This window comes from Neorhizobium sp. AL 9.2.2, from assembly GCF_013317225.1.
GTDB lineage: Bacteria > Pseudomonadota > Alphaproteobacteria > Rhizobiales > Rhizobiaceae > Neorhizobium > Neorhizobium soli.
Genome location: NZ_JAALXU010000001.1, coordinates 1,165,066 through 1,179,293, shown reverse-complemented (window position 1 = coordinate 1,179,293; position 14,228 = coordinate 1,165,066). Strand labels below are relative to the sequence as shown.

The 14,228-nt window shown below is 60.9% G+C and carries 15 protein-coding genes; 11 read left to right on the top strand and 4 right to left on the bottom strand.

Going from position 1 to position 14,228, the window contains the following annotated elements; all coding sequences use genetic code 11:
* The first annotated feature begins 36 nt into the window (after window positions 1-36).
* A complete protein-coding gene (gene purM, locus G6K99_RS05705) occupies window positions 37-1,110 on the top strand; it encodes a phosphoribosylformylglycinamidine cyclo-ligase (protein ID WP_113111070.1) in 1,074 nt (357 codons plus the stop codon).
* On the top strand, window positions 1,107-1,733 hold the full coding sequence (gene purN, locus G6K99_RS05700) for a phosphoribosylglycinamide formyltransferase (RefSeq protein WP_174195950.1): 627 nt from the start codon (window positions 1,107-1,109) through the stop codon (window positions 1,731-1,733). The genes purM and purN overlap by 4 nt, the downstream gene beginning before the upstream one ends.
* Before the next feature lie 65 nt (window positions 1,734-1,798).
* On the opposite strand, the gene G6K99_RS05695 is transcribed toward purN, so the two are convergent.
* Entirely contained in the window at window positions 1,799-2,626 is an 828-nt protein-coding gene (locus tag G6K99_RS05695; protein WP_174195949.1) for an alpha/beta fold hydrolase, read from the bottom strand.
* Between the two features lie 151 nt (window positions 2,627-2,777).
* Between G6K99_RS05695 and G6K99_RS05690 the strand changes: the two genes are divergently transcribed.
* Both G6K99_RS05690 and G6K99_RS05685 read left to right on the top strand, forming a co-directional pair.
* Entirely contained in the window at window positions 2,778-3,053 is a 276-nt protein-coding gene (locus tag G6K99_RS05690; RefSeq protein WP_062453303.1) for a type II toxin-antitoxin system Phd/YefM family antitoxin, read from the top strand.
* Window positions 3,053-3,460 carry a type II toxin-antitoxin system VapC family toxin gene (locus G6K99_RS05685; protein ID WP_062453304.1) on the top strand — a complete coding sequence of 136 codons (408 nt, stop codon included), beginning with the start codon at window positions 3,053-3,055 and terminating at the stop codon, window positions 3,458-3,460. The genes G6K99_RS05690 and G6K99_RS05685 overlap by 1 nt, the downstream gene beginning before the upstream one ends.
* On the opposite strand, the gene G6K99_RS05680 is transcribed toward G6K99_RS05685, so the two are convergent.
* Together G6K99_RS05680 and G6K99_RS05675 are read right to left on the bottom strand one after the other, a co-directional pair.
* The gene (locus G6K99_RS05680) at window positions 3,457-4,044 is read right to left on the bottom strand and encodes an NUDIX domain-containing protein (protein WP_092661914.1); all 588 of its coding nucleotides are present in this window, start codon (window positions 4,042-4,044) and stop codon (window positions 3,457-3,459) included. The two genes, G6K99_RS05685 and G6K99_RS05680, sit on opposite strands and share 4 nt — an antisense overlap.
* Entirely contained in the window at window positions 4,041-6,179 is a 2,139-nt protein-coding gene (locus tag G6K99_RS05675) for a molybdopterin-dependent oxidoreductase (protein WP_174195948.1), read from the bottom strand. Before G6K99_RS05675 ends, G6K99_RS05680 begins: the two co-directional genes overlap by 4 nt.
* 83 nt (window positions 6,180-6,262) lie before the next feature.
* On the opposite strand from G6K99_RS05675, the gene G6K99_RS05670 reads away from it, so the two are divergent.
* From G6K99_RS05670 to G6K99_RS05655, 4 genes are all read left to right on the top strand, one after another.
* A complete protein-coding gene (locus tag G6K99_RS05670) occupies window positions 6,263-7,129 on the top strand; it encodes a 23S rRNA (adenine(2030)-N(6))-methyltransferase RlmJ (RefSeq protein WP_174195947.1) in 867 nt (288 codons plus the stop codon).
* A gap of 50 nt (window positions 7,130-7,179) precedes the next feature.
* Window positions 7,180-7,866, top strand: a complete 687-nt coding sequence (locus G6K99_RS05665) for a ribonuclease (RefSeq protein WP_062453308.1) — start codon at window positions 7,180-7,182, stop codon at window positions 7,864-7,866.
* A 57-nt stretch (window positions 7,867-7,923) separates the two neighbouring features.
* Window positions 7,924-8,520 carry a glutathione S-transferase family protein gene (locus tag G6K99_RS05660; RefSeq protein WP_062453309.1) on the top strand — a complete coding sequence of 199 codons (597 nt, stop codon included), beginning with the start codon at window positions 7,924-7,926 and terminating at the stop codon, window positions 8,518-8,520.
* Window positions 8,521-8,701: 181 nt separating this feature from the next.
* Window positions 8,702-9,712: a tripartite tricarboxylate transporter substrate binding protein gene (locus G6K99_RS05655; RefSeq protein WP_062453310.1), complete on the top strand. Its 1,011-nt coding sequence runs from the start codon at window positions 8,702-8,704 to the stop codon at window positions 9,710-9,712.
* Between the two features lie 101 nt (window positions 9,713-9,813).
* On the opposite strand, the gene G6K99_RS05650 is transcribed toward G6K99_RS05655, so the two are convergent.
* Window positions 9,814-10,452 carry an outer membrane protein gene (locus G6K99_RS05650; protein ID WP_062453311.1) on the bottom strand — a complete coding sequence of 213 codons (639 nt, stop codon included), beginning with the start codon at window positions 10,450-10,452 and terminating at the stop codon, window positions 9,814-9,816.
* A 741-nt stretch (window positions 10,453-11,193) separates the two neighbouring features.
* Here G6K99_RS05650 and uvrC point away from each other — a divergent pair.
* The 3 genes from uvrC to moaD all read left to right on the top strand — a co-directional run bounded on the left by uvrC (window position 11,194) and on the right by moaD (window position 14,219).
* The gene (gene uvrC, locus G6K99_RS05645; protein ID WP_174195946.1) at window positions 11,194-13,248 is read left to right on the top strand and encodes an excinuclease ABC subunit UvrC; all 2,055 of its coding nucleotides are present in this window, start codon (window positions 11,194-11,196) and stop codon (window positions 13,246-13,248) included.
* Between the two features lie 129 nt (window positions 13,249-13,377).
* Window positions 13,378-13,968 carry a CDP-diacylglycerol--glycerol-3-phosphate 3-phosphatidyltransferase gene (gene pgsA / locus G6K99_RS05640; RefSeq protein ID WP_062453313.1) on the top strand — a complete coding sequence of 197 codons (591 nt, stop codon included), beginning with the start codon at window positions 13,378-13,380 and terminating at the stop codon, window positions 13,966-13,968.
* Entirely contained in the window at window positions 13,965-14,219 is a 255-nt protein-coding gene (moaD, locus tag G6K99_RS05635; protein ID WP_062453314.1) for a molybdopterin converting factor subunit 1, read from the top strand. The genes pgsA and moaD overlap by 4 nt, the downstream gene beginning before the upstream one ends.
* Window positions 14,220-14,228: the final 9 nt, after the last annotated feature.

Genomic DNA, 14,228 nt, shown 5'->3' with positions numbered 1-14,228 from the left:
TTCGGTTCGCGCGGCATGTCCCAACGGAGAATTACGATGAGCGAGACGGGCAAGAACGGTCTCACCTATAGCGATGCCGGTGTCGATATCGACGCGGGCAACCTGATGGTCGAGAAGATCAAGCCGGCGGTACGCTCAACCCGCCGTCCCGGCGCGGATGGCGAAATCGGCGGCTTCGGCGGCCTGTTCGACCTGAAAGCTGCAGGCTTTACCGATCCGATCCTGGTGGCCGCCAATGACGGCGTCGGCACCAAGCTGAAAATCGCGATCGACGCCAATTTCCACGACACCGTCGGCATCGATCTCGTCGCCATGTGCGTCAACGATCTCGTCGTGCAGGGCGCAGAACCGCTGCTGTTCCTTGATTACTTCGCCACCGGCAAGCTTGATCCGGACCAGGGCGCTGCCATCGTCAAGGGGATCGCGGCGGGCTGCGTGGATGCAGGCTGCGCGCTGATCGGCGGCGAGACGGCGGAAATGCCGGGCATGTATTCCGATGGCGACTACGATCTTGCCGGCTTTGCCGTGGGTGCAGCCGAACGCGGCCAGCTTCTGCCGGTCGGCGATCTGGCCGCCGGCGACGTCATTCTCGGCCTCACCTCGTCGGGCGTGCATTCCAACGGTTTCTCGCTGGTGCGCAAGATCGTCTCCATCTCGGGCCTCGGCTGGGACGCGCCTGCCCCATTCTTCGACGGCAAGTCGCTCGGCGAAGCGCTGCTGACGCCGACCCGCATCTACGTGAAGCCGCTGTTGAAGGCGATCCGCGAAACCGGGGCCCTGAAGGCGCTCGCCCACATCACCGGCGGCGGCTTTCCGGAAAACATTCCGCGCGTGCTGCCGAAGAACCTGGCGGCCGAAGTCGATCTCGACTCGATCCCCGTGCCGCCCGTGTTTTCGTGGCTGGCAAAGACCGGCGGCGTCGAGCCGAAGGAAATGCTGCGGACCTTCAACTGCGGCATCGGCATGATCGTCGTCGTATCGGCCGAAAACGCGCAGACGGTGACCGATGTGCTGACCCGCGAAGGTGAAATCGTCGTCCCTCTCGGCCGCATGATCGACCGTGCGGAAGGCGACGCCGGCGTCGTCTACAAGGGCACGCTCGGTCTATGAGCGACGCACTCGCCAGCGTGCAGAAGAAGCGCGTCGTCGTGTTCATTTCCGGCGGCGGCTCCAACATGCTGTCGCTGGCGGATGCCTGTGAAGACCCAGGCTTCCCGGCCGAGATCGTTGCCGTCATATCCGACAAACCGCAGGCCGGGGGGCTTGCAAAGGCTGAAGCGCGCGGCATCCAGACACTTGCCTTCGAGCGCAAGTCCTATGCCGGCAAGGCCGAGCACGAGGCCGCGATCCTAGAGGCACTGGCGGAAATAGCGCCTGACATCATCTGCCTTGCGGGTTACATGCGGCTGATTTCGGGGGACTTCATTTCCCGCTACGAGGGCCGGATACTCAATATACACCCGTCGATCCTGCCGCTCTTCCCAGGCCTGCACACGCATCAGCGGGCGCTCGATGCCGGGATGAAGGTTGCCGGGTGCACGGTTCATTTCGTGACCGAGGGCATGGATGAAGGCCCGATCGTGGCCCAGGCCTGCGTTCCCATTCAGAACGGCGATACGCCTGACACTGTGGCTGCGCGGGTACTGACCGTCGAGCACCAGATCTATCCGGAAGCACTCGCGCTTCTGGCGACCGGCGGCGTCAGCTTACGCGCCGGCAGGGCAGAGTTTTAATCACAGCGTTCGTGTACATCTTGGCCGCACGCCGGACATAACCATCCGGCGTGCGGCCATTCGTGTTAGCTGCGCAGGAACGCCATCAGGTCATCCGTCAGCTGCTGCTTGTTCGAGGCGAACAGTCCGTGAGGCGCGCCGTCGTATTCGATCAGCGTCGCGCCGGGGATTGCGGCGGCGGCGGCACGGCCGGACGTTTCGATCGGCACGGTCTGGTCACCTGTTCCGTGGATGATCAGCGTCGGCACCTTGAAGCTCGGTAGGTCCGGACGGAAGTCCGTCGAGGAGAAGGCCTTGGCGCAAGCAAGCGTTGGCCGCAGACCCGCCATCATCGTCTGCTGGAACGACCAGTCGAGCACGGCCTCACTCACCGATCCGGTGAACACGCCGACGCCGTAAAAGCTCTTCAGGAAGCCCTGGAAGAAATTCGCCCGGTCTTCCTTCATGCCGGCCGTCATTTCGTCGAACACCGACTGCGGCACACCATCAGGGTTGTCGGACGTCTGCGTCATGTAGGGCACGACCGAGGCGATCAGCGCGGCCTTGGAGACGCCCTTGCCGCCGTGGCGCGACATGTAGCGGGCAACCTCGCCACCGCCCATGGAAAAGCCGAACAGCGCGGCATCCTTAGCGCCGGTCGCTTCGATGACATCGGCGAGATCATCGGCCAGCGTATCGTACTCGTACCCGTCCCACGGCTGCTCTGAGCGGCCGAACCCGCGTCGGTCATAGGAGATGGCGCGGAAACCGGCGTCAGCCGCCACCACCGCGAAATCGTCCCAGGTGTCCGATGTCAGCGGCCAACCGTGCATCATGATGACGGGACGGCCGGTCTTCGGACCCCAGTCCTTGACATAAAGCTGCGTTCCGTCGCGGGTGGTGATCATGGTCATCTTTGCATCCCTTCTTCTGGCAATGGAACCAGTCTAACGGGAGGTCTCTGGCAATTGTTCCCCGACATGGAAGCGATGCATCCCTCCCAACGACCAGCCATTTGACGACCGGCTTGGCGCGGACTACCTTGGATTGAACCGGAGGTGTGAGATGACGATCACGGTCAAGCTGGGTGATGCGAAAACCGAACTTTCCGAGCTCCTGCCCCTCGTCGAAGCCGGCCAGGAGGTGGTGATTGCGCGTGGCGAAACACCCGTCGCGCGGCTCAGCCCGATCGCGGCCACGCCCGGTATGAATGCTGAGTTCACCGAAGAACAACTCGCGCGGCGGCGGGCAGTGATCGAAGACATCATCGCTTTCCGCGACAGGATGCCGTCGGCAACTGCCGAGGAAATCGTTGAGTGGAAAAAGGAAGGTCGCCGATAGTGACGGCATTCGTTGCAGACGCATCCGTGGTTTGCAGCTGGATCCTTCCAGACGAACGTCATCCAATCGCAGATGCAGCCTTTGCTCGCCTGCAGACTTCCGAGGCAATCGCGCCACAACTGCTCTGGTACGAAGTGCGGAACGTGCTGATGGTCGCATACAGGCGTCAGCGCATCTCGTTCGACCTCGTCCTCGAAGGCTTGGCGAAGCTGCGCAAGCTCAACATATCGACGGTCGCTGTCGAGGATGACGGCGTTATTCTCGACCTTGCGACACGGTACCAGCTATCCGCCTACGACGCCGCCTATCTTGCGCTGTCGCTCGAGGAAAACCTCGAACTCGCAACGCTCGACAAGCAGTTGATCGCGGCAGCCCCGTCGGCCGGGTGCAGCCTCGTGCGGGCCTAAAGCGCCGCCCGGTTAAGCACGGCCCACTGCAGCAGCATGATTGTCTTGGCATCGATGATCTCGCCGTCGGTGATCATCGTGACGGCCTTGTCGAGCGGAAGCTCAAGCACTTCTATATCCTCGTGCTCGTCGGCGAGCCCGCCACCCTCGTTGATCCGGTCGGAAAGATCGATCGAGGCGTGGAAGAAGTGGATGACCTCGGTCACGGAGCCCGGCGACGTCAGTGCCTTGAAGACGAAACGCACGTCGCGGATCCGGTAGCCGGTCTCCTCCATCGCCTCGCGGCGGATCGCGTCTTCGGCGTCTTCGCCATCAAGAAGGCCGGCCGGGACCTCGATCATGAAGGACGGCTCGCCGATGAGATGCGCGGGCAGCCGGAACTGTTTGACGAGGACGACGATATCGCGTTCGCGGTCATGTAGCAGGATGCAGGCGGCCGGCGTGCGATGGAAAACCTCGCGCTTGATCCGCTGCGTCTCGCCGTTGCGATCGGTATAGTCGAGTTGATAATCGGAAAGCCGCGTCCAGCCCTGCGACAGCGTCGTATCGCTGACGATCTTCACCCGGTCATTCACGTCGCTCATGCGATTTCCCTGCGTAGCCAGACCTTGTTGTCGTGCACGGCAGCACCTCCGAAAGGCGCCACCGGGTCGGCGCCGGTGAGGACGTTGATGCCCTCGCCGTCGAGATGCGCGTCGTTGGGCCACAGTCCTTCGGCGATCAGCACTCCCGGTTTCGCGCCGGCCACGAGTCTCGCATGCAGACGGATCTCGCCCCGACGGTTGCCGAGCGTGACTATATCGCCGTCAACGATGTCGAGACGTGCGGCGTCCGTCGGATCGATCATCACGTCCGGCCGCCCTTCCTTCTCCACCGAGCTTTTGGTCTCGGCAAAGGATGAATTGAGGAAGCTGCGCGACGGCGAGGTCGCGAGGCGGAACGGATGCTCGGCGTCGGCCGTCTCGATCACGTCGACCTGGTCCGGAAAACGTGGCAACTGCCCATGCGGCCCGAGCGGACCGACGCTATCGGGCGTCCGGTCCGGCGATGGGCCATTGATCCAGTCGGGGCTGAAGCGGAATTTGCCGTCCGGATAGCCGAAGCCGTTGATGTAATGCGCAGTGTCGAAATCCGGTTGCGCATCGATCCACTTGTCGGCCTTCAGCGCGTCATAGGATCCCCAACCGCTGGCGCTCAGGATACGGTCGATATGGGTGCGCTCATCCATGCCGAAGCCGGCAAACCCGTCGACGCCGAGACGCTTTGCCACTTCCTCGATGACGAAAAGGTTGGTGCGCACCGTTGCCGGTGGTTCGACCAGTTTCGGGCCGAGCAGGATATGTTGATGCCCGCCGCCGCGATAAAGGTCGTCATGCTCGAGGAACATGGTCGCGGGCAGAACGATATCGGCGACCTTGGCCGTATCGGTCATGAACTGCTCGTGGACGGCGGTGAAAAGATCGTCGCGCAGAAAGCCTTCGCGCACGAGGCGCTGTTCCGGCGCAACGTTCATCGGGTTGGTGTTCTGGATCAGCAGCGCCGTTACCGGTCCGCGATGACGCAGCGCTTCCGCGTCCCCGGTCAGAACGCGGCCGATCTGCGACTGGTCAAGCATGCGGATGTCCGGATCCTTGTAGGCCGTGCCCATCAGCTCGGCTTTGTTGAACCGGTAGATCTCGCCGTTGTTGTGGAAGGCGCCGCCGCCTTCGTGTCGCCAGGAGCCGAGCACGGTCGAGATCGACAGCGCCGCGTGCATCGCCGCCGTACCGTTGCGCTGACGGGAAAACCCATAGCCCAAACGGAAGAAACTCTTCGCAGTGGTGCCGACAAGCCTGGCGAATCCTTCGATTTCCTCGACGGTGAGGCCCGTGATCGCCGACGCCCATTCCGGCGTGCGGCTTCTCAGATGCGCTTCGAGGCCTGCCGGATCATCGGCATATTTCGCCATATAGGCGCGGTCGGCATAGCCGTCGCGGAAGGCGACATGCATCACGGCGCAGGCGAGTGCTGCATCGGTGCCGGGGCGCAGCACCAGCTTGACGTCGGCCTGTTTCATTGTCGGATTGTCGTAGATGTCGATGACGACGATCTTGGCGCCGCGCTGTTTGCGGGCCTTGATCGCATGGGTCATCACATTGACCTGGGTGGAGACCGCATTGGTTCCCCAGATCACGACGCAATCGGATTTTGCGATCTCGCGCGGATCGGGGCCGCGCAGGGCGCCGGTGCCCATCACATAACCGGTCCAGGCCATGTTGGTGCAGATCGTCCCCATGAAGCCGGAATATTTCTTGGCATGGCGAAGGCGCTCGATCGAATCGCGCTGCACCTGCCCCATCGTTCCAGCGTAGAAATAGGGCCACACCGCTTCGGACCCGTGCTTCGCTTCGGCCTTGACGAAAGCGTCGGCGATCTCGTCGAGCGCGGCTTCCCAGGAGATCTCCTGCCAGAGCCCTTCGCCCTTGGCACCCATGCGGCGCTGTGGCACCATCAGGCGGCCGGGATGATAGATGCGTTCGGTATAGCGCGCGACCTTGGCGCAGATGACGCCGGCCGTGTAGCTGTTGTCGGACGAGCCGCGGACACGACCGATCCTGCCATCCGCAGTCAGATCGACATCCAGCGCACAGGCGCTCGGACAGTCATGCGGACAGACGGTATGGCCGACGGAATTGTGACCGACGACGGGGCTTTCGGGAATGGGGGTCGCAACGTTCATGGCTTTTCTATATGGCATGGCGACGGATGCAAAAAGCGCCATTTGCAGTGCATCAATTTTATTCAAGCGAGACACAAGCTGAGATGAACTATCGGCACATCTACCACGCAGGCAATTTCGCCGACGTCCTCAAGCACGTCGTTCTTTCGCGGCTTGTTCTCTATGCGCAGAACAAGGACAAGGCGTTCCGCTTCCTCGATACGCATGCGGGCATCGGGCTTTACGACTTATCCTCCGAAGAAGCGCAGAAGACCGGCGAATGGCTCGACGGCATCGGCAAGCTGGTCGATGCGGAGTTTTCTCCCGAAGTGGCCGAAATCCTTGCGCCCTATCTGGGCGCCGTGAAGGAACTGAACCCGAAGGGTGGCGTCAAGTTCTATCCCGGCTCACCGAAACTCGCCCGCATGCTGTTTCGCCCGCAGGACCGTCTCTCGGCAATGGAGCTGCATCCGGAAGACTTTGCCCGCCTGTCGCGCCTGTTCGAAGGCGACTACCAGGCACGTGTGACCGAACTCGACGGCTGGCTGGCGCTCGGCGCGCATCTGCCGCCGAAGGAAAAGCGCGGCATCGTGCTGATCGATCCGCCCTTCGAGGAGGAAGGCGAGTACGACCGGATGGTCAAGGGTCTCGCCAATGCCTATCGCAAGTTCTCCGGCGGCACCTATTGCCTCTGGTACCCGATGAAGAAGGGCGCACCGATCAAGGATTTTCACGAGCAGCTGAACGCGCTGGATATCCCCAAAATGCTCTGCGTCGAGCTGACCGTGAAAAGCGACCGGGATCTAGCCGGCCTGAACGGCTCGGGCCTCGTCATCGTCAACCCGCCTTTCACGCTCAAGGATGAGCTGCATACGATCCTGCCCCCGATAAAGACGGCGCTGGCACAGGATCGTTACGCCTCGCAGCGATGCTTCTGGATAAGAGGTGAACACACCGACGCCGAGGCTTGACCCGTCGGCGCATCCCTTTCATGGTGCGGCGCGACTGGAGGCCGCCCACCATGAAACGCTTGTTCGCCGCCCTTGCAGGCCTCGTCGTCCTTCTCGCCTTCACTACTGCGTCGACGGCGCAGGAGCGGCAGCGCAACCGGGGTCAGCAAGGCTCCGAGGACCGTGCGGGCGCTTTCGATTTCTACGTCCTCTCTCTGTCCTGGTCGCCAACCTTCTGCGCATCCGATGACGGAGGCCGCAACCGGCAGCAATGCGGCACCGACAAGCGTTTCCGCTTCGTCGTACACGGGCTCTGGCCGCAATACGAAACCGGCTTCCCGGATTTCTGCCGCTCGTCGGAACCCGATCGCGTGCCGCGCCAGCTTGGTGAAAAGCTGTTCGACATCATGCCGTCGATGGGTCTGATCGGTCACCAGTGGCGCAAGCATGGAAGCTGCACCGGCCTCGACCAGCCAACCTATTTCGACACTGTCCGCAAGGCTTTTGAGCACGTCAAACTTCCGGCGGACCTTGCTGGCGGGCAAAGCCCGCTCAAGCTTTCCCCTGATGCCATCGAGCAGGCCTTCATGTCCGCCAACCCGGGTCTTTCCCGCCGCGGTATCGCTGCGAGCTGCGAAGGTGAAAAGCTCGATGAAATTCGTATCTGCCTTAGCAAGGATCTACAGTTTCGCGATTGCGCGGAGGTCGACCGCCGCGGCTGCCGGATTGGCCAGATTACGCTTCCTCCGGCCCGCTGACATCCGCTTGCCCAAGATGACACCAGCGGCCCTCGATATCAGAACAAGGACATACCGATGAAGATCCTCCACTCCCCGGCCTCGCCCTACTCCGTCAAGGTTCGCATGGCCGCCCGCCATCTCGGTCTCGACGTGACCGAAGAAAAGACCGACACGAATGCGGCGCCTCCCGAACTCATCGACAACAATCCGCTCGGGAAGATCCCGGTTCTGATCCGCAAGAACGAGCCGCCGGTCTATGACAGCGTCGCGATCATGCACTTCCTCGATCGTCACTCCGGCGGCAAGCTTTACCCGAAGAAGGACGTGAAGCGGACCGAGGCGGAAGTGCTCGAAGCGCTCTGCGACGGCATTACCGATAGCCTTCTCGCGATCGTCTACGAGCGTCGCTCGCGCGAGGAGGAAAAGGTCCACCAGCCCTGGATCGACAAGCAGTGGGACAAGGTGGTGCGCGGGCTGGACTATCTGGAAAAGAACCTGCCGAAGACCGGCAAGAAGCTGCATGGTGGCCATTTCGCGCTTGCCGCTATGATCGGTTATCTCGACCTGCGCTTTAACGGCCAGTGGGCCGAAGGTCGTCCGGAACTCGCCTCCTGGCCTGACACGTTCTCCAAGCGCTTTCCGGCCTATATGGAAATGAAGCCCTACGCCTGAACCGAATGAGATCCGCGGCCGCCCTAGAACTCTTGGGTTGCCGCGGATCCTGGCACAACCTGCCGGTCGTTCGAGACCTTCTCCCATTTGCACAAGCAATTGAAACGCTTGCCCTCCGGTTTTCCTCCGCTACTATGACGAGAACGGCGGGAGGCCGTTTGAAGCAATTCGGAGGAATTTCATGAAGCGATCAGCGTTGACGCGGCGAACCGCCCTGCGCCTTTCCGTAGCCCTTGCAGGCTCGGCTCTGTCCCTGATGTCACTAGCACTTTCAGCCACCGGGGCTGCGGCCCAGTCGTTTCCCGACCAGACGATCACCCTCGTCGTGCCGTTTGCAGCCGGCGGATCGACGGATGTTGTCGGTCGAGTCGTGGCGCAGAAGATGGGCGATATCCTCGGCCAGCAGATCGTGGTTGAAAACGTCGCCGGAGCCGGCGGCAATCTCGGCGCCGACCGCGTCGCGCGTGCGGAGCCGGACGGTTACACGATCCTGATGGGCACGGTTGCGACCCACGCGCTCAACCCGCTGATCCTCAAGCAGAAGCCCTACGACCCCGAGAAGGATTTTGCGCCTGTCTCGCTACTGGTCATCGTGCCGAACGTTCTGGTCATCAATCCGAAACTGCCGGTCAACACGGTGGCGGAACTGGTGGAGCTCCTCAAGAAGGAGCCGGAGAAGTATTCTTACGCGTCGTCGGGCAACGGCACGCCCCTGCATCTCTCGGGCGAATTGTTCAAGGCGATGACCGGCGTCAAGATGGAGCATGTTCCTTACAAGGGCGCGGGTCCTGCCCTCAACGACCTGATCGGCAACCAGATCTCGATCATGTTCGACAACCTGCCCTCCTCGTCTCCGCATATCAAGGCGGGAACTCTGAAGGCACTGGGCGTCACCACTGCCGAGCGGGCAGCTTCGTTCCCGGACGTGCCGACGATTGCCGAGACGGTACCGGGTTACGAGACCTACACCTGGAACGCCCTGTTCGCACCGGCCGGCACGCCGCCTGAAGTGGTCGCAAAACTGAACGACGCCGCCAACAAGGCGCTACAGGACCCGGCAGTTGTCGCGAGGATGAAGGATTTCAGCGCCAAGATCGTCGGTTCCACCCCGGAGGAACTCGGTAAACACGTGACAGCCGAACTCGCAAAATGGACCCCGGTCGTCAAGAACGCCAATATCCAGATGGACTGACCGTTATACCGACCGAAAACCACGCATGAAAAAAGCCCGTTGGTGACAACGGGCTTTTAGATGAGAAGCCGGGAAACGCTCCCGGCTTTTTGTTGTTCTTATTAGAACTTTACGCCGATACCGACCTTAACGCTGTGGTCGTCGAAGCCCTTGGAGACGTTGCCGCTGTCGAGGCTGTAGTCCTTGGCTGCGAAGTCCGTGTAGCGATATTCGATACGGGTCGTGATGTTGCTGGTGACGAATGCTTCAGCACCGACGCCGACCGTGTAACCAACGGATGTCTTGTCGTCAGACGACGTTGCATCCTTGAGTTCGTTGTTCTGCAGCGCGACACCAGCCGTACCGTAGATCAGGAAGGGGTTGAGGTCGTAACCGACGCGGCCGCGGACCGAACCGTCCCAGCCAGCTTCGCCACGATACCCGCCGGACGTTCTGCCGTCCTGGCCGTTGTAGCCGACGTCAGCTTCGATACCGTACACAACCTGGCCGCTCTGCCAGTTGTAACCGGTGTAAGCACCGCCGCCTGCACCCTTGGCATTGTAGTCGCCACCGCCGAAACGGCCCCAGTCGTAGGAACCGGTGGCGCCGAGGTAGAAGCCCTGCCACGTAGCGGCCGGTGCGACTTCTTCAACAGCCATAGGAGCTGCAGGGATCTGGTCGACGGCGTCAGCAGCGCTGGCCGAGGAAATTGCAATAAAGCTGGCAGCCGAGGCCATCAGAGTCGCGACGAGAATACGCATACCTTTTTCTCCGTTTGGCGCATCGGCTCAAAAACCACTTCGGGTTTCGGAAGGTCCGACACGAGTATTCCTAATTGCTACAACGTCCCTGCGCACCCTTTCGGGTATCGGCGCTGTAGGCTGCCGGGCAAGTGTCACATCAACAGAGTTGACGACAGCTTTGTTCCCTGCTGGCTGAGGACGAATTTGGGGGGCAATTGAGGAATTGAAAGAGCCGAAATGTGAATTGTTTGTGGCAGCTAGACGGCTAAATTTCGATGTTGCTTCATCGCCACAGGTATATCGTTAAGGATAATGAGACGTTAATCGCACTATAGAGCATTTTACATTTCTTGATCGTTTCTTAACATTGCGAACAAACGCTGTCAAACAGCCTCGATACATATCACGACTCCGAGAGGCGCGAGATTTAGCCTCCTTTATTCGAGTTTAACTCAAATTTAGACGAGCAACGCATCAACGCCATCACAGCATCCTGCAGAACTCCTACTTGCAAATCGTCATTTCCGGTCGAAACGAGGCCGAATTCCTGCCGTATTCGCTTCCAGGACCCCGCGAGCACGTTTGCTGAGAGAGAAATGCAGGCGTGGTGGCACGCTTCCAAAGCTGCCGGCAAAACACTATCTGTTGGCGAACAGCTTCAGCCCCGAGTCGCCGATTTCTTCGGGTTGGATGATCACAAAGACGAGATGAGCCCGCAGAAATAGTCGTCTGAACTGATTCTGCCGGCGGAGACATGCGATGAACGCGAAGAATGTGCCCGATGGCGGCGTTCTTTATGACGGAAACGAAGAAGACGACGACGATGCCCTGGCACCGGAAGCGGTCGCTGCGGCTATCACCACGTCCATCGACTGGAACGAGGCTGTCCGCCACGACACGGGCCTCAAGGGCGCCGACCTGATCGCCGAGTTCGTCAAGCACCTTCCGAACGCGCCGGGCGTCTACCGGATGTTCAACGAGGCCGGCGATGTGATGTATGTCGGCAAGGCGAAGAGCCTCAAGAAACGTGTCAGCAATTATGCGCAGGGCCGACTGCATTCCAACCGCCTCACCCGCATGGTGCGCGAAACCACGCATATGGAATTCGTCACGACGCGGACGGAGACCGAGGCGCTGCTGCTTGAAGCGAACCTCATCAAGCGGCTACGTCCGCGGTTCAACGTTCTGCTGCGCGACGACAAGTCGTTTCCATACATTCTCATCAGCGGCGATCACCGTGCCCCTGCCCTGATGAAACACAGAGGCGCCCGCGCCCGCAAAGGCCAGTATTTCGGACCGTTCGCATCGGCCTCTGCCGTCGGCCGCACGATCAACTCGCTACAGCGTGCGTTCCTGCTGCGCACCTGCACAGACAGCGTGTTCGAGAGCCGCACGCGTCCCTGTCTTCTGTATCAGATCAAACGCTGTTCCGGCCCCTGCACCCATGAAGTCAGCGACGAGGGCTATGCCGAGCTCGTCAAGGAAGCCTCGGACTTTCTTTCGGGCCAGAGCCAGAACGTGAAGACCGTCATCGCCAGGCAGATGTCGGAAGCTTCCGAAGACATGGATTTCGAGCGCGCCGCAATCTATCGCGATCGGCTGGCAGCGCTCAGCCACGTCCAGAGCCACCAGGGCATCAATCCGGCCGGCGTCGAGGAAGCCGATATCTTCGCCATCCACCACGAAGGTGGGCTTACCTGCATCCAGGTGTTCTTCTTCCGCACCGGCCAGAACTGGGGCAACCGCGCCTATTTCCCGAAGGCCGATCCTCAGATGGCAGGAGCCGAGGTCCTCAACGCGTTTCTCGCGCAGTTCTATGACGACAAGCCGGTTCCCAAGCAGATTCTGCTGTCGGAAACGGTCGAGGAGCAGGAACTGCTGGCGCTCGCGTTTTCCGAAAAGGCGGGACACAAGGTCTCGATCCTGGTGCCGCAGCGTGGAGAAAAGCGCGATCTCGTCGATCACGTCGCTGCCAATGCGCGCGAAGCACATGGCCGCAAGCTGGCCGAAACATCGTCGCAGGCGCGCCTTCTCAAGGGTCTCGCCGAAACTTTCAGCCTGCCCTACCAGCCCCGGCGCATCGAGATCTACGATAACTCGCATATGATGGGCACCAATGCCGTCGGCGGCATGGTCGTCGCGGGTCCGGAAGGATTCGTGAAGGGCCAATACCGCAAGTTCAACATCAAATCGACCGACATTACCCCCGGCGACGACTTCGGCATGATGCGCGAGGTCATGACCCGGCGCTTCTCGCGACTGATCAAGGAAGAAGGCATTCCTGATCGCAGCATCTCGACGCCGAAACCCGTCGAGGCGACCAGCGACGATATCAACGATGCCGCGTTTCCGGCCTGGCCCGATGTCATCCTGATTGATGGCGGCCAGGGCCAGATGACGGCTGTGCGCACCATCCTCGACGAACTTGGCATCCGAGACGTGGTGACGGCGATCGGGGTGGCCAAAGGTGTCGACCGCGATGCCGGCCGCGAACGCTTCTTTGCCGACGGCCGCAGCGATTTTTCTCTGCCGCCACGCGATCCCGTCCTCTACTTCGTCCAGCGCATGCGCGACGAAGCGCACCGGTTCGCGATCGGCTCGCACCGGGCCCGGCGCAAAAAGGAGATGATCAAGAACCCGCTCGACGAAATCGCGGGCATCGGGCCGGGCCGAAAGCGCAAGCTGCTGCAGCATTTCGGCACCGCAAAGGCCGTGTCCCGCGCAGGTCTCAACGATCTGATGGCGGTCGAAGGAATTTCCGAAGCGGTGGCCAAACAGGTCTATAATCACTTCCACGAGAGCCGAAGTGGATGACGATGAACGACATGCATGGGTCATCAAAACAGCGTATGCATCTCAACCAACTGTAAAAAAGCCGCGAAAACTGTTGACGCTGGCGTCTCGAAACCTCAACTAGAGGCAACCCTCAAGCACAGGTCCATCATGGCTTCCCGCGCGTACAACATTCCCAATCTTCTGACCTATGCGCGCATCCTTGCCGTACCGGTGATCGTTCTGTGCTTCTTCATCGAAGGAAAGCTGGAAAGCTCGGATTTTGCCCGCTGGGCCGGATTCTGGATCTTCGTCGTGGCGTCGCTGACCGACTATCTGGATGGCTATCTTGCGAGGATCTGGAACCAGACGTCGAATATCGGCCGCATGCTGGATCCGATCGCCGACAAGCTTCTGGTTGCCGCCGTGCTTCTGCTGCTTGCTGCCGACCAGACGATTGCCGGCTGGTCGCTCTGGGCCGCGATCACGATCCTCTGCCGCGAAATTCTCGTCTCGGGCCTGCGTGAATATCTGGCGGCGCTCAAGGTCTCGGTGCCGGTGACCCGCATCGCCAAGTGGAAGACGACGATCCAGATGGTGTCGATCGCGTTCCTGCTGGCCGGACCTGCCGGCGACAAGTTCCTGCCGTTCACGACGCAGATCGGCATTGGCCTTCTCTGGGTCGCAGCGGCCCTCACCTTCTACAGCGGCTACGACTATTTCCGCGCCGGTCTCAAGCATCTCGTGGATGACGAGGGATGACAAAACTCGTCTATTTCGCCTGGGTGCGCGAGAGAATCGGCAAGACCGAGGAGGATCTCGACCTGCCGCCTGAGGTCGTTACCGCGCGTGATCTCCTTAATCACCTGAAGACACTCGGCGAGGAATACGAGAACGCGCTGCAATATCCCGAGGTCATTCGCGTCGCGATCGATCAGGAGCATGTGGAGCATTTCGAAAAGATCGCCGGAGCACGCGAGATCGGCATTTTCCCCCCAATGACAGGCGGGTAAACGGAAACC